Consider the following 21,227-nt stretch of genomic DNA (forward strand, 5'->3'; position numbering starts at 1 on the left):
TCGCTACGGGCTATCGGTGGCGGGTGCCGAATTATAGTCAGCGCCGTTTCGGCAAAACTGTGCGCTCGAGCGTCGTCGTGCGTGACCGAACTCGCAGAACGGCGAAAATGCGCCGGTTCCTTGGCACTCATCGATTCAGGCGTCAGGATGCGGCGCCGGACCGGGCGCGGTGCCATGTGCGCAGGGAAGCGGTATGCTGCCAGGGTCCGTGCCGTGGGGATTTTCGACTATGACCAAGCCACTCGCTCCTTTGCTCGTCCTGCTCGCCTGCCTGCTGCTCGCCGGCTGCGAGAAGGATTGGGGGGTCGACCAGCATGGGCGCGACGTCACCGCCGCCCAGCTCGAAGGGCGCTGGCTGCTGATCAACTACTGGGCCGAATGGTGCGGTCCCTGTCGTACCGAGATTCCGGAGCTCAATGCATTGGCCGAGACGACGGATGAGGTCGAGGTGCTCGGCGTCAACTTCGACGAGCTGCGTGGCGAAGAGCTGGCCCAGGCCGCCGAGGCATTGGGGATTCGTTTCAGGGTGCTCAGCGACGATCCGGCCGAGCGCCTTCAACTGCCGCGCAGTGCCGTGCTGCCGGTGACCTACCTGGTGGACGAGAAGGGCAAGGTGCGTGAGCGGCTGGTGGGCGAGCAGACCGCCGAGGGTATTGCCGGGCATCTGGCGAGGCTGAAAGGAGGCTAGTCCGCGATGCTTCGCGCGTTGGGTTTCGCGCCCTGCCAGCCGATATCCGGCGCGGCCCGTAGGGTGCGCTGTGCGCACCGCGTGCACCGAGTCCTGGCGGTGCGTATAGCGTGCCCTACGAAAAGCGCCGGTATGGCGATGGCGCGGATCGCGAGCGTGCCTAGCGTCCAGCTGAGAGCGGTCTTCAAGGCCTGACGTACCAGAAGTCCTGCCAGAAGCCGATCACCTTCGCCGGATAGTGGTTCTTGCCGAGGCTGCCGTTGTAGCGGGCCAGCGCGCGGTTGATGTCGCCGTTTTCCTTCTTCAGGTAGTAGCTGAGGATGGTACAGCCATAGCGCAGGTTGGTGGCGTTGTCGGTGAGATTGTCCTGCGGCCGGCCCAGCTCCGCCTTCCAGAAGGGCATCACCTGCATCATTCCCTGAGCGCCGACGCTGGAAATGGCGAAGCGGTCGAAGTGGCTCTCGGCATGAATCAGTGCCAGCACCAGTTCCGGCTTCAGGCCGGCTTTGCTCGCCTCGCCATGAACCAGCCTGAGCAGTGCCAGGCGTTCCCCTGCATTAGGCATGTAGCGTTCGAGCCGGCTGGACATGTCGACCAGCCAGACTTCGGCATCGAAGCGATCCTGAAAACTGTCCGCCTCGGCCACGGTGCGCTGCATCAGCTCGCGCAGCTCGGGGTCCGGGGCCTGGCGGATGTTGGCTGCCGCTGGAAGCGTGAGGGTCAGCAGCAGCGACAACAGAAGGTCACGCACCCTCATGGGGCTTCAGTCTCCCTGGGTGGCACCGTCGAGCAGGCTGCGCAGGAATTGCTGCTGCAGCTCCGGATCGTTGCGGGTCAGCTCGATCAGGCTCTGCTCGAGTTCGCTGGCTTCTTCTTCCAGGCCGAGTTCGGACAGGCGTCTGACTCGATGCACCCATTGCGCCACGTCGTCACCCTCGAGATCGTCGAAGATCAGCTCGTGTGCTTCCTGCAGCTTGCCGCGCAGCTTGTGACTGACCAGCAAGGCGGCATCGGCGCGGGTGCCGTCCTGCTGGTCCTCGACGCTCAGCAGCAACTTGCCCACCTGGGTGATGTCCTGGTCGGCGAAGGTCCCGTCGAGCAGATTGAGGCGCAACACGCCATTGCGGTCGGTGGCGAGTTCATGGGTATGCGGGCCGGCGATCACCGTTATCGGCCGCTCGGCCCACGGCAGGCTGGTGTATTCGAGCCTTGCGTCCCGGCGTTGCTCGTCGAGGCTGGCGAGGTTCTGCTGCGAGCGCCCGTTGGATTCGGTGTTCATGAATGGGTTGATGCCGGCGAAACCGTAACTGATCCAATCGCGCGTGGCGCGCTCCGGCATGTTGCCGAGCATGACCACGTTGAGCACGTTGGCGCCGACGCCGGCGACCACCGCGACCACGCCCAGGGGGATTTCATACAGCTCGCGCCAGGGCTGATAGGGGGTGTAGCGATCATAGCGGCGGGTGACTTCGAAGTCGGTGACTTCGAAGGTTTTCTGCTCCTGGACCCGGATGCGTCGTTGTGGCAGTTCCAGCACCTGCGGTTCACCGAGTTCGATGCGCAGGCTGTGGTCGAGCAGCTTGCGTTCGGTGCGTGCCTCGTGCTCGCTGCGCTGGGGCAGGTGGTTGGCGCAGCCGCCAAGGAGAAGCGCCGCGCAAACCGCGGCGCTGGTTGAAACGACTACATGTCGGTTGAGCATGATTTCCGGTCAGCGATGAACACGCGAATTGATGAAGGACAGAATGTCGGCCGCGGCAACGGCCTGCGGCTGGGCGTCACGACGGTGCTTGTACTCCAGGGTGCCGTCGGCAAGCCCGCGGTCGCTGATGACGATGCGATGCGGAATGCCGATCAGCTCCATGTCGGCGAATTTGACGCCGGGACTGGTCTTCTTGTCACGGTCGTCGAGCAGAACTTCATAGCCGGCTGCGGTGAGGTCGGCATAAAGCCTGTCGGTCGTCTCGCGAACCGCTTCGGCCTCGTATTTCATCGGTACCAGCGCGATCTGGAAGGGCGCCAGGGCGTCCGGCCAGAGGATGCCGCGGTCGTCGTAGTTCTGCTCGATGGCGGCGGCGACCACGCGCGACACGCCGATGCCGTAGCAGCCCATGGTCAACGTCACCGGCTTGCCGTTCTCGCCCATTACCTGGCAGTTCATGGCTTCGCTGTACTTGGTGCCGAGCTGGAAGATGTGCCCGACCTCGATGCCACGCTTGATCACCAGCGTGCCCTGACCGTCCGGGCTCGGATCGCCGGCGACGACGTTGCGCAAGTCGGCGACCTGCGGCAGCGGCAGGTCGCGCTCCCAGTTCAGGCCGAAGTAGTGCTTGTCGTCGATGTTGGCACCGGCACCGAAATCGCTCATCAGCGCCACCGAGCGATCGACGATGCAGGGGATCGGCAGGTTCAGCGGGCCCAGTGAGCCGGGACCGGCGCCGATCGCGGCGCGAATCTCCGCTTCCGAGGCGAACACCAGCGGGCTGGCGACCTGCTCGAGATTGGCGGCCTTGATCTCGTTCAGTTCATGATCGCCACGCACGATCAAGGCGATCAGCTGGCCTTCCTCGACGCCATGCACGACCAGCGTCTTCACGGTTTTCTCGATCGCCAGGTCGAACTGCTCGATCAGCTCGATGATGGTCTTGGCATTCGGTGTATCGACCAGGCGCAGTTCTTCGCTGGCGGCGGCGCGCTCGGTTTCGCGCGGAATGGCTTCGGCCTTCTCGATGTTGGCGGCGTAGTCGGAGGCGTCGCTGAAGGCGATATCGTCTTCGCCGGATTCGGCCAGCACGTGGAATTCATGGGAGCCGGTGCCGCCGATGGAGCCGGTGTCGGCCTGTACCGGGCGGAAGTCCAGGCCCAGGCGGGTGAAGATGTTGCAGTACGCCTCGTGCATGCGGTCGTAGGTTTCCTGCAGCGACGCCTGGGAGAGGTGGAAGGAGTAGGCATCCTTCATCAGGAACTCGCGCCCGCGCATGAGGCCGAAGCGCGGGCGGATCTCGTCGCGGAACTTGGTCTGGATCTGGTAAAAGTTGATTGGCAACTGCTTGTAGCTGTTCAACTCGTTGCGTGCCAGATCGGTAATGACTTCCTCGTGGGTCGGGCCGACGCAGAACTCGCGATCATGGCGATCTTTCAGGCGCAGCAGTTCGGGGCCGTACTGCTCCCAGCGGCCGGATTCCTGCCACAGTTCGGCCGGCTGGATGGCCGGCATCAATACTTCCAGGGCGCCGGCCTTGTTCATTTCCTCGCGGACGATAACCTCGGCCTTGCGCAGCGCGCGCAGCCCCATCGGCATCCAGGTGTACAGACCGGATGCCAGCTTGCGGATCATCCCGGCACGCAGCATCAACTGGTGGCTGATGACCACGGCATCGGATGGGGTTTCTTTGAGGGTCGAGAGCAGGAACTGACTGGTGCGCATGTGGCCGTTATGTCCTTGCAGAGGCTGGAATTTGGCTCGGCATTGTACGGCGCGCGGGGTGCGGCGTACAGGATGCGGGAGGATGGATTGGCGCGGCTCCTGGAAACGAAAGAGCCCGGCTTTCGCCGGGCTCCATTTCGCTTCGAATAGTCTGGGCGCCTGTGTTACAGGATGCTCAGCGGGTATTCGACGAAGGCACGGATTTCATTCATGTCGTTCCAGTAACCATTGCTGGTACGCAGAATCGAGTTGCGCAATTTGAAAGAGAGATCCTTGGCAGGTCCACTTTGAATGACGTACTGAACCTGGTTGAAGATCTCGCGCTCGGTGCCCCGATCACCGTTGCCGAGGTCGATATTGCTACCGCGCAGGTAAGCGGTTTTCCAGAACAGCCCCGGTACTCCATAGCCGCTGAAGTCCAGCTCATAGCTAGCCTGCCACGAGCGCTCGTCCTTCGAGTTGAAGTCGGAGAGGAAGGAGTTGGCCAGATAAATGCCATTGCCGCCGTCGCCATAATCGTAGGCGTAGCCGGCGTCTCCCGAGACGCGCTGATGCGCGAGGATGAAGGCATGGGCGCCTACGCTGTAGGTGGCAGCCAGGCTCCAGATGGTGTTTTCATCGCTGACACCATCTCCACCCCAGTCGGTTGCGGCAACCGAGCCGTTGTCAAAGTCGGTTTTGTAGATGTTGAAATCGAGCGCCAAGGACTGATCCTCGGTGAACGGCATTACATAGTTAACGTTGGCGTACTTCTTGTTGTAGACGTCTTCGACGTCCGAGAAGTACAGCGAGGCGCTGAGGTTATCGGTAAAGCTGTAAGTGCCGCCGAGCACGTCGATTGATTTCAATCCGCCGTTATCGTGCCCGGTTTGAGTCAGGTTGTTTTGCCCAGTGAAGCGGCCTGCATTGAGCTCCAGCCCCTCGATTTCATTGCTGGTGAGCAGGGTGCCAGTGAAGGTCTGCGGCAGCAGGCGAGTGGTGTCGTGAGCCAGGACCGGCATCGATGGCATCTGGTTGCCATACTTCAGTACGGTGTTGGAAGCCCGGAACTTGATGGCTGCGCCGGCTTCGGACAGGTCGTCGTGCGGTTTGCCGCTGCTGTCGGTACCGAAGAAGGCGATGCCGCCGTCTTCACGGCTCTTGCCCGTATCCAGTTTGACACCCAGCAGGCCATAGGCATCGACGCCTACACCGATGGTGCCTTGAGTGAAGCCGGATTCGAAGGTGGCGATGAAACCTTGGCCCCAGCGGGACTGATCCTGTACTCCGTCGCCATGGTCACGCAGGAAATACGCGTTACGCAGCAACAGATCCAGCTTCGCACCCTCGACGAAGCCATTGGCTTCCGACTGCTGGCTGGCGAATGCCATTTGGGAGGTGCCCGCCGCTACGGCCAGCGCGATTACGCTCCACTTCATCACTTTCATGGGTGATTGCTCCTTTGGTTTTAAACGGTGCTTACTTTTTCGACACGTGAGCGAAAAAGATGCAACTTCTTGGGTTCCGGTCAGGCTTTTACCAGATGATTGCGCTTGGCACAAAAGCCATACAGAGAATGTACTGTTTAGCCCTAGCGATGCGCTAGAGCAAGCAGCGCTTTATCTGCTGCGACGTTTTGAAGCCGCGTTCCGTGAAAGGCTCAGCAAGAAACGTACTCAAATCGAAAAATAGTGATTTCCATGGCGGTTTTCGGGCGGCTGATACGTTGTTTGCACCGAAACGAGGCCGTCTCTCTCCGGCGTGGCGCTGCATTGGTGCGTTCGCTGAGCGGGTTCTTGTGGTGGCGAATGCATGGAGTATCCTTTTCGCAGTCGATGCAGCGCAGCCGCGCTGTTCATTCTTTTGGTTGTTGCCGAACGGGAGAGCCCTATGTTCGTTCTCGATTCACGCCTGGAGCAGGATACCTTGCCGCTGGGTGATTTTCCGCTCTGCCGGTTGCTGTTGATGAATGATGCGCAGTACCCCTGGTTCATCCTGGTGCCGCGACGCGAGGAAATCAGTGAGTTGTTTCAGCTCGACGCTGCGGATCAGCAGGCGCTATGGCAGGAAACCACGTCGCTGGCCGAGACGCTGAAGGATACCTTCGGTGCGGACAAGATGAACATCGCGACGCTCGGTAACGTGGTCGGGCAGCTGCACATGCACGTCATCGCCAGGCGTCGCGACGATGCGGCCTGGCCGGCGCCGGTCTGGGGGCGGCAGGCGGCGAAGCCGTACACCGCCGAGCAGGTGGCGGCCATCAGGGATAAGCTCAGGCTGGTGCTGACCGATCACTTCCGTTTTGGAGAATGATTATGGATCTGGAATCGCGAGTGGCCGATCTGGAGACGCGTCTGGCGTTTCAGGACGATACGATTCAGACCTTGAACGATGTGGTGGTCGAGCAGCAACGGATCATCGAGCGCGTGCAACTGCAATTGGGTGCATTGGCCAGGCGCCAGGAGGAAATGCAGAGCACGCTGGATACGGGGGGGGATGAGGCGCCGCCACCGCATTATTGAGTGGCGGGGCCAGGGGCTGGCCGCGATCGCTTGCCGGTAGGTTGGCACTGAGCGCAGCGAAGCCCAACAGGTATGACCACGAACGTGTTGGGCTTCGTCGCTGCGCTCCTCAGGCTACGCGCCCCGACCCAGCCTGCGGCCCCCATGCAACACGCAAGGGGGCATAGCCTTTTCGTAGGGGTCGCTTCGCCAGGCCTCGGCGCATGCGGTGGGCGAAGCGCACCCTGCGAGTGGTTCAGCGACCGGGCTGCACCGGGATGACATCCTCGGCCTGCAGTCCCTTGTCGCGCATCATGATGGTGAATTCCACGCGCTGGCCTTCGACCAGGACGCGATGCCCTTCGCCGCGAATGGCGCGAAAATGCACGAACACGTCGTCGCCGCCATCTCTCGAGATGAAGCCGAACCCTTTCGAGGTGTTGAACCACTTCACCGTGCCGGTCTCACGGCCGATGGCGGATGGTGCGCTTGCGCGCGCGCGCGCCTTGGGTTGCATGTTGCCGGCCTGGGTCGTAGCCAGGTGCAGCAGTATCGCGACGAAGGCGAGCAGCAGGCTGGCCAGGGTGGCGGGCTGGCCGGCGATTTCCGCCAGCGGGGCGAGCAGGACGGCGGCCTGGAATACGACGGCGAGCAACAGTAGTGCGGACGCCGCGATTATCACCGGGCGGGTGCGGCCGTCAGCCAGTTGGGCGGAAGGGATGAATTGGACATTCAGCAGGCCGAGCATCAGCAGGCACAGGGCTTCGGGCTGTAGCAGGAGCGGCATGCCGCCGCGCAGACTGGGAACAAATGACAACAGCAGGGCGATGACGCCTGCCAGGACATGGACGATCTTAAGCATTCTTATAGGGCTCACGGTTGATGACACGACAGGAAAAGCGGCAGCTGCCGGATGCGCGTTGGTGGAAGGTTCGTCAGGCAGGAGCGAACACGGTCTGACGAGTCGCGCGGCCCGGGCTGCAGCGCGGCGTATTTAACAGCAAAGGAGGGGGCCGCTCAAATGAGCATTGACCGCTCCGCGCAGGAAAAGCAGTCGGCGACTCCGGTCTTGTGGGCCACGCGCCCTTGCGGCGAATGCAGGCCCGGTGCCTGTTGAGATACCAGTGCAAGCCGCAGCAGCACGGTTCGCGACGAAATGGGCGATAAGCCGGTTGGGTTGGGGTGCGCAGTCTGAGGCGCGAAGCGACGAGCCCAACGCGTCATGCCAGGGCCTGTTGGGCTTCGCTGCGCTCAGCGCCAACCTACCGGCTTGCGCCCGATTGCCCGATATCGGGGTGTTTCACGCAACATCCGCGGCAAGCACTTCGAACGGGGCCCTGCAACGCATAAGGGGGGGGCGTGGCCTTTTCGTGAGGTGCGCGCGCACCGCCGGGCTTTGGCGCCTGTGGGGCATGTAGCGCACCCTTGTTTTAATTGGGACGGTGCCGGGCATCGAAGCGATGTTTGCTTCACTGCTACGGCCGTGGTTCGCGGGGGGGATGCGTTGGGGGGATGAGGGCGGAAGCGCCTCAGTGCGCCTCCGCCTTCTGGAGGCTCAGGCGGCCAGCAGGCTGCGCAGCATCCAGGCAGTTTTTTCGTGGCTTTGCATGCGCTGGGTCAGCAGGTCGGCGGTCGGCTCGTCACTGGTCTTGTCCAGCAGCGGGAAGATGCCGCGGGCAGTTCGGACGACCGCTTCCTGCCCTTCGACCAGCAGCTTGATCATCTCTTCGGCGGCAGGAACGCCTTCTTCTTCCTTGATCGAGGACAGGCGGGCGTAAGCGGCGTAGGTGCCCGGTGCCGGGAAGCCCAGGGCGCGGATGCGCTCGGCGATGTCGTCCACCGCCACCGCCAGTTCGGTGTACTGGGTCTCGAACATGGTGTGCAGGGTGTTGAACATCGGGCCGGTGACGTTCCAATGGAAGTTATGGGTCTTCAGGTACAGGGTGTAGGTGTCGGCGAGCAGGCGGGACAGGCCTTCGGCGATGGCGGCGCGGTCCTGTTCGGCGATGCCGATGTTGATTTCCATGTTTCTCTCCTGGTGGGGTGGTACGTGAGGTCTGTTGACGTTTCAGCGCTGGCGCGGCCGTCGATGAAACGTCAACGGGCGTTGTTAGTTATGCCAGAAAAACGCCTCGCGTGGTGAAACGATGCGGCCCCTGGAGTTGATGCTCATCAATAAGAAGGCGCTGTCTCGGGCGGAGTTCAATCATCGTCTACGGCCAATCGCCTGATCGGCCGGCCGACGGCTGCGCCGTGGCGATTATGCGGATATAATCCCGCCCTTGTGCCCGGCGGCTCGATCGCCATGCTGGTAGAGGCAGGCACCCTTGCGCAGTGCGGCACGGCTGGCAGCAGATGCCCGTTTCCGCACAGACGCAGCTACGGTGCCGTCTGCCTGTCGCGGCTCGAGCGCCCCAACGAATTCAAGATACGAGAAGCGAACACCACCATGATGCGCAGCCACTATTGCGGCCAACTGAACGAAAGCCTGGACGGCCAGGAAATCACTCTTTGCGGCTGGGTTCATCGCCGTCGTGACCACGGCGGGGTGATCTTCCTCGATGTGCGCGATCGTGAAGGCCTGGCCCAGGTGGTCTTCGATCCCGATCGTGCCGAGACTTTCGCCACCGCCGACCGCGTGCGCAGCGAATACGTGATCAAGGTGACCGGCAAGGTGCGCCTGCGTCCCGCCGGAGCGGTCAACCCGAACATGGCCTCCGGTGCCATCGAGGTGCTGGGCTACGAACTGGAAGTGCTGAACGAGTCGGAAACCCCGCCGTTCCCGCTCAACGAATACAGCGACGTCGGCGAGGAGACCCGCCTGCGCTATCGCTTCATCGACCTGCGTCGCCCGGAAATGGCGGAGAAGCTCAAGCTGCGCTCGAGCATCACCACCAGCATTCGCCGCTACCTGGACGAGAACGGCTTCCTCGATGTCGAGACGCCGATCCTGACCCGTGCCACTCCGGAAGGCGCGCGTGACTACCTGGTCCCCAGTCGCACCCATCCTGGCAGCTTCTTTGCCCTGCCGCAGTCGCCGCAGTTGTTCAAGCAACTGCTGATGGTGGCCGGCTTCGACCGCTACTATCAGATCGCCAAATGCTTCCGCGACGAAGACCTGCGCGCCGATCGCCAGCCGGAATTCACCCAGATCGACATCGAGACCAGCTTCCTCGACGAGGCGGACATCATGGCCATCACCGAGGGCATGATCCGCAAGCTGTTCAAGGAAGTGCTGGGCCTGGAATTCGGCGAGTTCCCGCACATGCCATTCGAAGAGGCCATGCGCCGCTACGGCTCGGACAAGCCCGACCTGCGCATCCCGCTGGAGCTGGTGGACGTCGCCGACCAACTGAGCGCGGTCGAATTCAAGGTCTTCAGCGGTCCGGCCAACGATCCGAAAGGTCGCGTCGCCGCCCTGCGCGTACCGGGTGCGGCGAGCATGCCGCGCAGCCAGATCGACGACTACACCAAGTTCGTCGGCATCTACGGCGCCAAGGGGCTGGCCTACATCAAGGTCAACGAGCGCGCCAAGGGTGTCGAGGGCCTGCAGTCGCCGATCGTCAAGTTCATCCCCGAGGACAACCTCAACGTGATCCTCGATCGCGTCGGCGCGGTGGACGGCGACATCGTGTTCTTCGGCGCCGACAAGGCGAAGATCGTGTCTGAGGCGCTGGGCGCGCTGCGCATCAAGCTCGGCCATGACCTCAAGCTGCTGACCTGCGACTGGGCGCCGCTGTGGGTGGTCGACTTCCCGATGTTCGAAGAGAACGACGACGGTTCGCTGAGTGCGCTGCACCACCCGTTCACCGCGCCCAAGTGCTCCCCGCAGGCGCTGGAGGCCGACCCGGCCGCCGCGCTCTCGCGCGCCTACGACATGGTGCTCAACGGCACCGAACTGGGTGGCGGTTCCATCCGTATCCACCGCAAGGAAATGCAGCAGGCGGTGTTCCGCATCCTCGGCATCGAAGAGGCGGAACAGGAAGAGAAGTTCGGCTTCCTCCTCGATGCGCTGAAATACGGTGCGCCGCCGCACGGTGGCCTGGCCTTCGGCCTGGATCGCCTGGTGATGCTGATGACCGGCGCACAGTCGATCCGCGAAGTGATCGCCTTCCCGAAAACCCAGAGCGCCGCGGACGTGATGACCCAGGCGCCGGGTGCGGTGGACAGCAAGGCACTGCGCGAACTGCACATCCGCCTGCGCGAGCAGCCCAAGGCGGAATAAAGGCAGCTGCAAGCTTCAAGCTGCAAGAGCCTTGCTTGAGGCTTGTAGCTTGCGGCTTGCAGCTCAGAACTTGATAGGAGTGAGTTATGGCTGGTCATTCCAAATGGGCCAATATCAAGCACCGCAAGGAGCGCCAGGACGCCAAGCGGGGCAAGATTTTCACCAAGTTGATCCGCGAACTGACCGTGGCCGCCAAGCATGGCGGCGGCGTGCCGGCCGACAACCCGCGCCTGCGCCTGGCCGTGGACAAGGCACTGACCGCCAACATGACCCGCGACACCATCGATCGCGCCATCGCCCGCGGCGCCGGCTCTAGCGATGCCGACAACATGGTCGAGCTGAGCTACGAAGGCTATGCCCCCAGCGGCGTGGCGATCATCGTCGAGGCCATGACCGACAACCGCAACCGTACCGCCGCCGAAGTGCGCCATGCCTTCAGCAAGCATGGCGGCAACCTGGGCACCGATGGTTCGGTGGCCTACATGTTCGAGCGCAAGGGGCAGATCAGCTATGCCCCAGGCGTCGACGAGGATGCCCTGATGGAGGCTGCGCTGGAGGCGGGTGCCGATGACGTGGTCAGCCAGGAAGACGGTTCGGTCGAGGTCTATACCAGCTTCGCCGACTTCCTCGCGGTCAACGAGGCGCTGACCGAAGCGGGATTCAAGGGCGACGAGGCCGAGGTGGCGATGATCCCGTCGATCGCGGCGCCGGTCACCGACGTCGAGACGGCGCAGAAGGTGCTGCGCCTGATCGATGCGCTGGAAGACCTGGACGACGTGCAGAACGTCTACCACAACGCCGAGATTTCCGACGAGATCATGCAGCAGCTGGGCTGAGTTGTCGGGCGCCAGAAAAGCCGGGAGTCGCCTGATGCGCTTCCGGTTTTTTGTGGGTGCCATCCCGGGGCTCTGGTGCAGATGCGGGCCGCGCTTGGCGGGTTGCAGCCCGCCCTACGTCAGAGCGAGCACCGTGCGAACCGTAGGGCGGGTGAAACCCGCGTGGTTGCCATTGCCATGGTGGACGGCGCGCCCTGTGACGGCGCCGGTGGCGCTGCGGGTGGCGCCTCCGTATACTCGCTCACTGGATAAATAGACAGCACGGCCATGGGCATGACGCTGATTTTGGGAATCGACCCCGGGTCGCGGATCACCGGCTACGGGGTGGTGCGCGACACCGGGCGCGGCTGCGAATACGTGGCCTCCGGCTGCATTCGCACCGGCAGCGGCGAGCTGTCCGAGCGGCTGCAGGCGGTGTTCTGCGGCGTCAGCGAGGTGATTCGTACCTACGGCCCGGTGACCATGGGCATCGAGCAGGTGTTCATGGCGCGCAATGCAGACTCGGCGCTGAAGCTCGGCCAGGCGCGAGGCGCCGCCATCGTCGCCGGTGCCGAGGCGGGCCTGCAGATCGCCGAGTACACCGCCACCCAGGTCAAGCAGGCCATCGCCGGCACGGGCGGCGCGGACAAGCAGCAGGTGCAGATGATGGTCATGCACCTGCTCAAGCTTGTGCAGAAACCGCAGATCGACGCTTCCGATGCGCTGGCCATCGCGCTGTGCCATGCCCATCATCGGCAAAGCCTGATCCCTCATGGACTGGTCGGCGCCAAGCGGCGCGGCGGGCGTCTGCGGCTGTAATCGTGATCGTCCGCCATGGGCCGCAAGTGGGATGCAGGAACATGTAGGAGCGGGCCACGCCCACGATTCGCGCGCATGGCGCGCTCCTACGAAGTAATCTCTGCCTTATCCGAACGGCATTACGCCATGGGCGGAAACAATTCGATTGGCCGGGAGCCGGGCTTCGCGGCCGTGGAGGAAGCGGGACTGTGATCGGACGTTTGCGTGGCACCCTGGCGGAGAAGCAGCCGCCGCACCTGATCCTCGATGTGCATGGAATCGGCTACGAAGTCGAGGTGCCGATGACGACGCTCTATCGTCTGCCGGCGGCCGGCGAACCGGTGACCCTGCATACCCATCTGGTGGTGCGTGAGGATGCGCAACTGCTCTATGGCTTCTTCGAAAAACGCGAGCGCGAGCTGTTCCGCGAGCTGATCCGCTTGAATGGGGTAGGGCCGAAGCTGGCGCTGGCGCTGATGTCCGGACTGGAGGTGGACGAACTGGTGCGCTGCGTGCAGGCCCAGGACACTTCGGTACTCGTCAAGATTCCAGGCGTCGGCAAGAAGACCGCCGAGCGCCTGCTGGTCGAGCTCAAGGATCGCTTCAAGGCCTGGGAAAGCATGCCGGCCATTGCCACCTTCGTGGTGGAACCCAGCAGTAAAACGGCAGTCTCAAGCGCCGAGAACGATGCGGTCAGCGCGTTGATCTCCCTGGGCTTCAAGCCGCAGGAGGCCAGCCGCGCGGTATCCGCCATACAGGAAGACGGTTTGAGCAGTGAAGAATTGATCCGCCGAGCCCTCAAGGGCATGGTGTAAGGCATGATCGAAGCCGATCGTCTTGTCACCGCCGGCAGTCGCGACCGCGACGAACAGCTGGACCGCGCCATCCGCCCGCTGAGGCTGGCCGACTATATCGGCCAGCCGGTCGTGCGCGAGCAGATGGACCTGTTCATCCGTGCCGCCAGGGGCCGCGGCGAAGCGCTCGACCATACCCTCATCTTCGGCCCGCCCGGTCTCGGCAAGACCACCCTGGCGAACATCATTGCCGAGGAAATGGGTGTGTCGATCAAGAGCACCTCGGGCCCGGTGCTCGAGCGCCCGGGCGATCTCGCGGCCTTGCTGACCAACCTGGAAGCCGGCGACGTGCTGTTCGTCGACGAGATCCATCGCCTCTCACCGATCGTCGAGGAGGTGCTGTATCCGGCGATGGAGGACTTCCAGCTGGACATCATGATCGGCGAGGGACCGGCGGCGCGTTCGATCAAACTCGACCTGCCGCCGTTCACCCTGGTCGGGGCGACCACCCGTGCCGGCATGCTGACCAACCCGCTGCGTGATCGTTTCGGGATCGTCCAGCGCCTGGAGTTCTATTCCACCGAGGACCTGGCGACCATCGTCAGCCGCTCCGCCGGCATCCTCGGGCTGCCGACCGAAGCCGAAGGTGCCTTCGAGATCGCGCGCCGCGCGCGCGGCACGCCGCGGATCGCCAACCGCCTGCTGCGCCGGGTGCGGGACTTCGCCGAAGTGCGCGGGCGGGGCGAGATCACCCGGCAGATCGCCGACCTGGCGTTGAACATGCTGGATGTCGACGAACGCGGCTTCGACCATCAGGATCGCCGCCTGCTGCTGACCCTGATCGAGAAGTTCGATGGCGGGCCGGTGGGCGTCGACAGCCTGGCGGCGGCGATCAGCGAGGAACGACACACCATCGAGGACGTGCTCGAGCCCTACCTGATCCAGCAGGGCTACATCATGCGCACGCCACGTGGCCGCGTGGTCACGAGGCACGCCTACCTGCACTTCGGTTTGAACCTGCCGAAACGCATGGGCGACGTCCCGACGCCGGACCTGTTCGGCGACGACACAGTTTGAAGAAAATATTGTTCTCTTACCCGATTGGCATTTACAGGGCCGAGCACTAGTATGCGCGCGCAAGCCGGAGCTGAAATCTTCACCCACCGCTGTCGAGTCTATTACGAGGACACCGATGCGGGCGGCATTGTCTACTACGTCAACTACCTCAAATTCATGGAGCGAGCTCGTACCGAGCGGTTGCGCAGCCTGGGATTCGCCCAGTCGCAGCTGGCCGGCGAGGACTTGCTGTTCGTCGTGCATTCGAGCGAGGCGCGCTATTTCGCGCCGGCGCGCCTGGACGACGAGCTGCTGGTGAGTGCCGAGGTGGTCGCGCTGAACCGTGCCAGCCTGCGTTTTCGCCAGCAGGTCCGGCGCGCGGTGGACGATGTGCTGCTTTGTGAGGGGCAGGTGCTGGTGGCCTGCGTACGTGCCGAAAGTTTGAAACCCCGGGTCATTCCCGAAGTGCTGCGCGCAGCCTTCGCTGGCGCGGGTCTACCCCCTGCAGGAGAGTAAAGCGTGGAAGCCAACGTCGATCACATGTCCATGTGGAGCCTGATCAGCAACGCCAGCTTCGTGGTGCAACTGGTCATGCTGATCCTTGTCGCCGCTTCGGTGACCTCGTGGATTCTGATTTTTCAGCGCGGCAACATGCTGCGCGCCGCGAAGCGAGCGCTGGATACCTTCGAGGAGCGCTTCTGGTCGGGCATCGACCTGTCCAAGCTCTATCGCCAGGCCGGCAGCAATCCGGACCCGGATTCGGGTGTCGAGCAGATCTTCCGCGCCGGCTTCAAGGAATTTTCCCGTCTGCGCCAACAGTCGGGCGTCGATCCCGATGCGGTGATGGACGGCGTCAACCGTGCCATGCGCGTGGCGATTTCGCGGGAGGAGGAGAAGCTCGAGCAGAGCCTGCCGTTCCTTGCCACCGTCGGTTCCACCAGCCCCTATATCGGCCTGTTCGGCACCGTCTGGGGGATCATGAACTCCTTCCGCGGCCTGGCTCAGGTCCAGCAGGCCACCCTGGCGACCGTCGCTCCGGGGATCGCCGAGGCGCTGATCGCCACCGCGATCGGCCTGTTCGCCGCCATCCCCGCGGTCATTGCCTACAACCGCTTCGCCGCGCGTGGCGAGATGCTCATCGGCCGCTACTACACCTTCGCCGACGAGTTCCAGGCCATCCTTCACCGTAAAGTCCATACCACCGAAGATTGAGGCCCACGGCCATGGCCAGAATCCGCAACAGACGCAAGCCCGTCGCCGAGATGAACGTGGTGCCCTACATCGATGTGATGCTGGTGCTGCTGGTGATCTTCATGGTGACCGCACCGATGCTCAACCAGGGCGTCAAGGTGGACCTGCCCAGGGTCAGCAGCGAGGTCCTGCCGCAGGACAACGACAAGCAGGTGCTGACCATTTCCATCAAGGCCGACAAGTCCTATTACTGGAACGTCGGCAGTGAAGTGGATACCGAGAGCAAGGGTAACGAAGCCGTCGCGCTCGAGGACATGACCCGGGCGGTCGTGGCGATCATGCGTCAGCGGCCGGACACCCAGGTGTTCATTCGTGGCGACAGGGCCGTGGACTATGGCTCGGTCATGGCTGCCATGGGTGGTCTGCAGGATGCGGGCGTGGGCAACGTCGGCCTGATCACCGAGGCTCCTTGATGCAGCAGCGTGAGTCGTCGCCTTCGCAGAGCTACTTCTGGCCGACCGTGCTGGCGGTCGGCCTGCACGTCATCATCTTCGGCATGCTCTTCGTCAGCTTCGGCATGACGCCGGAACTGCCGCCGTCCAAGCCGATCGTGCAGGCTACGCTGTATCAACTGAAATCGCAGAGCCAGGCGACCACCCAGACCAACCAGAAGATCGCCGGGGAGGCGCAGAAGACCGCTGCCAAGCAGTTCGAAACCGAGCAGATGGAGCAGCGCAAGCAGGAGCAGGAGAAGCAGGCGGCGGCCCGGGCGGCGGAACAAAAGAAAGCCGAGGAGGCTCGAAAGGCCGAGGCGGCGAAAGCGGCGGCTGAAAAGGCGGCTGCGGCGAAGAAGGCTGAAGAGGCCAAGAAGGTCGAGCAGCAGAAGCAGGCCGAAATCGCCAAGAAGACGGCTGCAGAAGAGGCGGCCAAGAAAAAAGCAGCGGAAGAGGCCAAGAAGAAGGCCGCCGAAGAGGCCAAGCGCAAAGCGGCGGAGGAAGCCAAGAAGAAAGCGGCGGCTGAGGCCGCGAAGCAGAAGGCAGCCGAAGAGGCGAAGAAGAAGGCCGCGGCCGAGGCGGCGCGCAAGGCGGCGGAAGACAAGAAGGCCCAGGCGCTCGCCGAACTGCTCGCCGAAGATACCCAGCGTCAGCAGGCCTTGGCGGATACTCAGGGCGATCAAACGTCTGGAAATTTCGACGATCTGATTCGCTTGCGTGCGGCAGAAGGCTGGACCCGCCCGCCGTCGGCGCGCAACAACATGACGGTTCAGCTCCAGGTCAACATGCTTCCGGATGGCACCATCACCAACGTCAGCGTGTCGAGATCGAGCGGTGACGTGCCATTCGACAACTCTGCGGTGGCCGCAGTGAAGAACATCGGACGGCTGACGGAAATGCAGGGGCTCACCCCCCAGGAATTCCAGCCCTATCGGTCATTCAAAATGACATTTACGCCTGAGGATCTAGCGTTGTGATCAACTCCCTTCGAGGTTTACTTGTCCTGCTCTGCTGCCTGCTGGGCAGCGCGGTTGCACAGGAGAAAAACATCGTCGTCACCAGTGGTGCCGACAGAGCCATCCCCATTGCCGTGGTTCCCTTCGGCTGGCAGGGCGGTACCGTGCTGCCCGAGGACATGGCCGAGATCGTCGGCAATGACCTGCGCAACTCCGGCATCTTCCAGCCGATCCCACGGCAGAACATGATCAGCATGCCCAGCCGTGGCAGCGAGATCATCTATCGTGACTGGAAAGCCCTCGGCGCCCAGTACGTCATGGTGGGCAACATCGAGCCGTCGGGTGGCCGCCTGCAGGTACGCTACGAGGTGTTCAACGTGGCCACCGAGCAGCAGGTCATGAGCGGAACCGTCGGCGGTAGCCAGGAGCAGCTGCGCGACATGGCGCACTACGCGGCGGATCAGTCGTTCGAGAAGCTCACCGGCATCAAGGGCGCCTTTTCCACCCGCCTGCTGTACGTGACCGCCGAGCGCCTGGGCGGCACGAATACCCGCTATACCCTGCAGCGTTCCGATTATGACGGTGCCCGTGCGGTGACCCTGCTGCAATCGCGCGAGCCGATCCTTTCGCCGCGCTACTCGCCGGATGGTCGTCGCATCGCCTATGTCTCGTTCGAGCAGAAGCGCCCGCGTATCTTCATCCAGCATGTCGACACCGGGCGGCGCGAGCAGATCACCAGTTTCGAAGGCCTGAATGGTGCGCCGGCATTCTCGCCGGACGGCAATCGCCTGGCCTTCGTGCTGTCGAAGGATGGCAACCCGGAAATCTACGTGATGGACCTCGGCTCTCGGCAGTTGCAGCGCCTGACCAATCACTACGCCATCGACACCGAACCCTTCTGGGGCGCCGACGGTCAGACCATCTATTACACGTCCGACCGTGCCGGCAAGCCGCAGGTATACAAGCAGCGGCTGGGCAGCAATGCGGCCGAGCGCGTGACCTTCGTGGGCAACTACAACGCCAACCCGAAATTGTCGGCCGACGAGAAGACCCTGGTGATGATCCACCGCCAGGACGGCTATACCAATTTCAAGGTCGCCGCGCAGGACCTGCAACGCGGCAATCTGCGGATACTTTCGGATACCAGTCTGGATGAGTCACCCACTGTTGCGCCTAATGGCACCATGCTAATCTACGCCACCCGCCAGCAGGGCCGGGGAGTCTTGATGCTCGTGTCCATCAACGGACGCGTTAGGCTCCCGCTTCCTACAGCTCAAGGCGAAGTCCGAGAGCCGTCCTGGTCCCCTTACCTGAACTGATGCGGTATCAACGCTTTTTAACCAAAAACACACCTGGGGTTGTTACAGATGGAAATGCTGAAATTCGGTAAGTTCACCGCTCTGGCTCTGGCCATGGCTGTTGCTGTCGGTTGTTCCTCCAAGGGCGGCGACGATTCGGGCGAAGGCTCGGGCGCTATCGATCCGAACGCTGGTTACGGTGCCGATTCCGGCGCCATCGACGGCAGCCTGAGCGAAGAAGCCGCTCTGCGCGCCATCACCACCTTCTACTTCGAATACGACAGCTCCGACCTGAAGCCGGAAGCCATGCGCGCGCTGGACGTTCACGCCAAGGACCTGAAAGGCAACGGCGCTCGCGTCGTTCTGGAAGGCCACACCGACGAGCGTGGTACCCGCGAGTACAACATGGCTCTGGGCGAGCGCCGCTCCAAGGCCGTTCAGCGTTACCTGGTCCTGCAGGGTGTTTCCCCGGCTCAGCTGGAACTGGTTTCCTACGGCGAAGAGCGTCCGGTCGCCATGGGTAACGACGAGCAGTCCTGGGCTCAGAACCGTCGCGTCGAACTGCGTAAGTAATTCGTCATGCGCAAGTACCGTCATGCTCTGACTTTCGCAGTGCTCGGTCTGCCGCTCATCGCGGCGGCCCAAGTGCCGGTCGTGGATTACGAACAGGGTGCCGGCAGCGGCAGCCCCGGCTACTCCACGAGCGCGCCGAGCAATGACGGTGCCTATGCCGGAGGCGGGGCTGCGGCTCCGTCTTCGGCGCAGGGCATGCTCTTCATGCAACTGCAGCAGATGCAGGAGGAGATCGCGCAACTGCGCGGCATGCTCGAGGAACAACAGAATCAGATCCAGCGCCTGCAGCAGGAGGGGCTGGAGCGGTACCAGGATCTCGACCGACGCCTGTCGGGCGGAGCCGCCGGTGCGAATCAGGCTGGGCCTGCCCGCGAGCCCGCCGCCGCCAATGTCGACGCCCCGGCTGCCAGCCAGGCCCAGGCCGGCAGCCAGGCGGGTGATCCGGAGCAGGAGAAGCTGTACTACGACGCCGCCTTCGATCTCATCAAGGCGAAGGATTTCGACAAGGCCAGCCAGGCCTTCGCGGCATTCCTGCGCAAATACCCCAACAGCCGGTACGCCGGCAACGCCCAGTACTGGCTGGGTGAGGTGAATCTGGCCAAAGGCGACCTGCAAGGCGCCGGGCAAGCGTTCGCCAAGGTCAGTCAGGCATACCCGCAGCACAGCAAGGTGCCGGATTCGCTCTACAAGCTCGCCGATGTGGAGCAGCGCCTGGGCAATCGTGACAGGGCGCAGGGCATCCTGCGCGAGGTCATCGCGCAATATCCGAATACCTCGGCTGCGCAGCTGGCTCAGCGTCAGCTCAATCGCTGACCAATCCCGACGGCGTGAACGAATGAACCCGCCCATTGCGCGGGTTTTTTCGTTAGAATCGCCACCCTTTTCCCGCAACGGAGGCGGATGGCCTGTTTAGCCGTCACGCCCGTGGCCGATATGCACCAGACCCTGCGAATTACCGAGATTTTCTACTCGCTGCAGGGGGAAACACGTACCAGTGGTCTGCCCACCGTGTTCGTTCGCCTGACCGGCTGTCCCCTGCGCTGTCAATATTGCGATACCGCCTATGCATTCAGTGGCGGAGAGCCGCTGCCGCTCGATGCGATCATCGAACGCGTCGGCGCCTACAATCCCCGTTATGTCTGCGTTACCGGCGGCGAGCCGCTGGCTCAGCCGAACTGCCTGCCGTTGCTGCGGCAGCTGTGCGATGCCGGTTACGCGGTATCGCTGGAAACCAGTGGTGCGCTCGATATTTCCGCCGTGGACGAGCGGGTCAGCCGCGTGCTGGACCTGAAAACGCCGGGTTCGGCCGAGGTGCAGCGCAACCGCTACGAGAACATCGGCTACCTGACGCCCAACGACCAGGTGAAGTTCGTCATCTGCTCCCGTGAGGATTACGACTGGGCCGTTTCCAAGCTGATCGAGTACCGCCTGGATCAGCGGGCCGGCGAAGTGCTGTTCTCGCCCAGCCATGGCCAGGTGGACGTGCGCGCACTGGCCGACTGGATCGTTGCGGACAATCTGCCGGTGCGTCTGCAACTGCAGTTGCACAAGATCATCTGGAACGACGCACCAGGGCATTGAGTCGTCAGGTCCGCCGGTTTCCTTGCGGCGGCCGGCATCCGTTTTGAGGGAATCGCGAAATGAATGAGAAGAAAGCCGTCATCCTGCTGTCCGGTGGGCTCGATTCGGCCACGGTCGTGGCCATCGCGCGCGACCAGGGCTACCGCTGCTACAGCATGAGCTTCGACTACGGCCAGCGGCACCGCGCCGAGCTGCAGGCCGCCGAGCGAGTTGCCAGGCAATTGGGCGTGGCCGAGCACAAGGTCATAGGGCTCAACCTGAACGGCATCGGCGGATCGGCATTGACCGATGACAGCATCGACGTGCCGGAGGCGCCGAGCGAAGGCATTCCCGTGACCTACGTGCCGGCGCGCAACACCGTGTTCCTCTCGCTGGCGCTGGGCTGGGCCGAGGTGCTCGGTGCCCGGGACATCTTCATCGGTGTCAACGCGGTCGATTACTCGGGCTACCCGGATTGCCGCCCGGAGTTCGTCGAGGCCTTCGAACGCATGGCCAATCTGGCGACCAAGGCCGGTGTCGAAGGGGTAGGCTTCCGCATCCAGGCGCCGCTGCAGGATATGAGCAAGGCGCGGATCGTTCAGGAAGGCGCTCGCCTGGGTGTGGATTACGCAATGACCGTTTCCTGCTACCAGGCGGACGAGGATGGGCGTGCGTGTGGGAAATGCGACAGCTGCCGTTTGCGTGCCGCGGGCTTCGCCGAGGCCGGGCTGGCCGACCCGACCCGTTATCGCTAAAAGCTCTTCGCTGAGATTTTTTAAAAAAAACTTTGATTTAATCAATCAAATCAGTATCATGCGCCCCGCATTGGGTCGTTAGCTCAGTTGGTAGAGCAGTTGGCTTTTAACCAATTGGTC

General features: G+C 63.1%; 23 protein-coding genes. 17 read left to right on the forward strand and 6 right to left on the reverse strand.

From position 1 onward, the window contains the following. The first annotated feature begins 229 nt into the window (after positions 1-229). On the forward strand, positions 230-688 hold the full coding sequence (locus tag IN820_RS19655) for a TlpA family protein disulfide reductase (RefSeq protein ID WP_193682572.1): 459 nt from the start codon (positions 230-232) through the stop codon (positions 686-688). A gap of 184 nt (positions 689-872) precedes the next feature. Here the strand turns inward: IN820_RS19655 and IN820_RS19660 are convergent, their stop codons facing one another. From IN820_RS19660 to IN820_RS19675, 4 genes are all read right to left on the reverse strand, one after another. Further along, entirely contained in the window at positions 873-1,445 is a 573-nt protein-coding gene (locus tag IN820_RS19660; protein ID WP_193682573.1) for a lytic transglycosylase domain-containing protein, read from the reverse strand. Between the two features lie 6 nt (positions 1,446-1,451). Next, complete coding sequence (locus IN820_RS19665; RefSeq protein ID WP_193682574.1) at positions 1,452-2,387, reverse strand: hypothetical protein; 936 nt, start codon at positions 2,385-2,387, stop codon at positions 1,452-1,454. 9 nt (positions 2,388-2,396) lie between these two features. Continuing rightward, positions 2,397-4,112 carry a proline--tRNA ligase gene (locus tag IN820_RS19670; RefSeq protein ID WP_193682575.1) on the reverse strand — a complete coding sequence of 572 codons (1,716 nt, stop codon included), beginning with the start codon at positions 4,110-4,112 and terminating at the stop codon, positions 2,397-2,399. 164 nt (positions 4,113-4,276) lie between these two features. After that, positions 4,277-5,539: an OprD family porin gene (locus tag IN820_RS19675; RefSeq protein ID WP_193682576.1), complete on the reverse strand. Its 1,263-nt coding sequence runs from the start codon at positions 5,537-5,539 to the stop codon at positions 4,277-4,279. A gap of 442 nt (positions 5,540-5,981) precedes the next feature. Here IN820_RS19675 and IN820_RS19680 point away from each other — a divergent pair, with 442 nt between their 5' ends. After that, complete coding sequence (locus IN820_RS19680; RefSeq protein ID WP_193682600.1) at positions 5,982-6,404, forward strand: HIT family protein; 423 nt, start codon at positions 5,982-5,984, stop codon at positions 6,402-6,404. A gap of 2 nt (positions 6,405-6,406) precedes the next feature. Beyond that, positions 6,407-6,613, forward strand: coding sequence for a SlyX family protein (locus tag IN820_RS19685; protein ID WP_193682577.1), 207 nt, complete (start codon positions 6,407-6,409; stop codon positions 6,611-6,613). A 235-nt stretch (positions 6,614-6,848) separates the two neighbouring features. Here IN820_RS19685 and IN820_RS22895 read toward each other — a convergent pair whose 3' ends face one another. Further along, positions 6,849-7,454, reverse strand: a complete 606-nt coding sequence (locus IN820_RS22895) for a cold-shock protein (RefSeq protein WP_313025739.1) — start codon at positions 7,452-7,454, stop codon at positions 6,849-6,851. A 693-nt stretch (positions 7,455-8,147) separates the two neighbouring features. Beyond that, positions 8,148-8,618 (reverse strand): Dps family protein, encoded by a 471-nt coding sequence (locus tag IN820_RS19695; RefSeq protein ID WP_193682578.1) that lies wholly within the window; start codon positions 8,616-8,618, stop codon positions 8,148-8,150. Positions 8,619-9,041: 423 nt separating this feature from the next. On the opposite strand from IN820_RS19695, the gene aspS reads away from it, so the two are divergent. From aspS to queC, 14 genes are all read left to right on the forward strand, one after another. Next, a complete protein-coding gene (aspS, locus tag IN820_RS19700; protein ID WP_193682579.1) occupies positions 9,042-10,817 on the forward strand; it encodes an aspartate--tRNA ligase in 1,776 nt (591 codons plus the stop codon). Between the two features lie 86 nt (positions 10,818-10,903). Next, positions 10,904-11,653 carry a YebC/PmpR family DNA-binding transcriptional regulator gene (locus tag IN820_RS19705; protein WP_193682580.1) on the forward strand — a complete coding sequence of 250 codons (750 nt, stop codon included), beginning with the start codon at positions 10,904-10,906 and terminating at the stop codon, positions 11,651-11,653. Between the two features lie 273 nt (positions 11,654-11,926). After that, a complete protein-coding gene (gene ruvC / locus IN820_RS19710) occupies positions 11,927-12,451 on the forward strand; it encodes a crossover junction endodeoxyribonuclease RuvC (protein ID WP_193682581.1) in 525 nt (174 codons plus the stop codon). Positions 12,452-12,639: 188 nt separating this feature from the next. Then, a complete protein-coding gene (gene ruvA, locus IN820_RS19715; RefSeq protein WP_193682582.1) occupies positions 12,640-13,245 on the forward strand; it encodes a Holliday junction branch migration protein RuvA in 606 nt (201 codons plus the stop codon). Between the two features lie 3 nt (positions 13,246-13,248). Continuing rightward, positions 13,249-14,301, forward strand: a complete 1,053-nt coding sequence (gene ruvB / locus IN820_RS19720; protein WP_193682583.1) for a Holliday junction branch migration DNA helicase RuvB — start codon at positions 13,249-13,251, stop codon at positions 14,299-14,301. 51 nt (positions 14,302-14,352) lie between these two features. Then, positions 14,353-14,796 carry a tol-pal system-associated acyl-CoA thioesterase gene (ybgC, locus tag IN820_RS19725; RefSeq protein WP_193682584.1) on the forward strand — a complete coding sequence of 148 codons (444 nt, stop codon included), beginning with the start codon at positions 14,353-14,355 and terminating at the stop codon, positions 14,794-14,796. 3 nt (positions 14,797-14,799) lie between these two features. Further along, entirely contained in the window at positions 14,800-15,492 is a 693-nt protein-coding gene (gene tolQ, locus IN820_RS19730; RefSeq protein WP_193682585.1) for a protein TolQ, read from the forward strand. A gap of 11 nt (positions 15,493-15,503) precedes the next feature. Then, the gene (tolR, locus tag IN820_RS19735) at positions 15,504-15,944 is read left to right on the forward strand and encodes a protein TolR (RefSeq protein ID WP_193682586.1); all 441 of its coding nucleotides are present in this window, start codon (positions 15,504-15,506) and stop codon (positions 15,942-15,944) included. After that, a complete protein-coding gene (tolA, locus tag IN820_RS19740; protein WP_193682587.1) occupies positions 15,944-16,942 on the forward strand; it encodes a cell envelope integrity protein TolA in 999 nt (332 codons plus the stop codon). Before tolR ends, tolA begins: the two co-directional genes overlap by 1 nt. Then, on the forward strand, positions 16,939-18,240 hold the full coding sequence (gene tolB, locus IN820_RS19745) for a Tol-Pal system beta propeller repeat protein TolB (protein ID WP_193682588.1): 1,302 nt from the start codon (positions 16,939-16,941) through the stop codon (positions 18,238-18,240). Before tolA ends, tolB begins: the two co-directional genes overlap by 4 nt. A gap of 48 nt (positions 18,241-18,288) precedes the next feature. Then, positions 18,289-18,792: a peptidoglycan-associated lipoprotein Pal gene (pal, locus tag IN820_RS19750; RefSeq protein WP_193682589.1), complete on the forward strand. Its 504-nt coding sequence runs from the start codon at positions 18,289-18,291 to the stop codon at positions 18,790-18,792. A 6-nt stretch (positions 18,793-18,798) separates the two neighbouring features. Continuing rightward, on the forward strand, positions 18,799-19,605 hold the full coding sequence (gene ybgF / locus IN820_RS19755) for a tol-pal system protein YbgF (protein WP_193682590.1): 807 nt from the start codon (positions 18,799-18,801) through the stop codon (positions 19,603-19,605). A 120-nt stretch (positions 19,606-19,725) separates the two neighbouring features. Continuing rightward, positions 19,726-20,373 (forward strand): 7-carboxy-7-deazaguanine synthase QueE, encoded by a 648-nt coding sequence (queE, locus tag IN820_RS19760; protein WP_193682602.1) that lies wholly within the window; start codon positions 19,726-19,728, stop codon positions 20,371-20,373. 59 nt (positions 20,374-20,432) lie between these two features. Further along, positions 20,433-21,107, forward strand: a complete 675-nt coding sequence (queC, locus tag IN820_RS19765; protein WP_193682591.1) for a 7-cyano-7-deazaguanine synthase QueC — start codon at positions 20,433-20,435, stop codon at positions 21,105-21,107. The last annotated feature ends 120 nt before the right edge of the window (positions 21,108-21,227 follow it).

This window comes from Pseudomonas lopnurensis, assembly GCF_015070855.1.
GTDB lineage: Bacteria > Pseudomonadota > Gammaproteobacteria > Pseudomonadales > Pseudomonadaceae > Stutzerimonas > Stutzerimonas lopnurensis.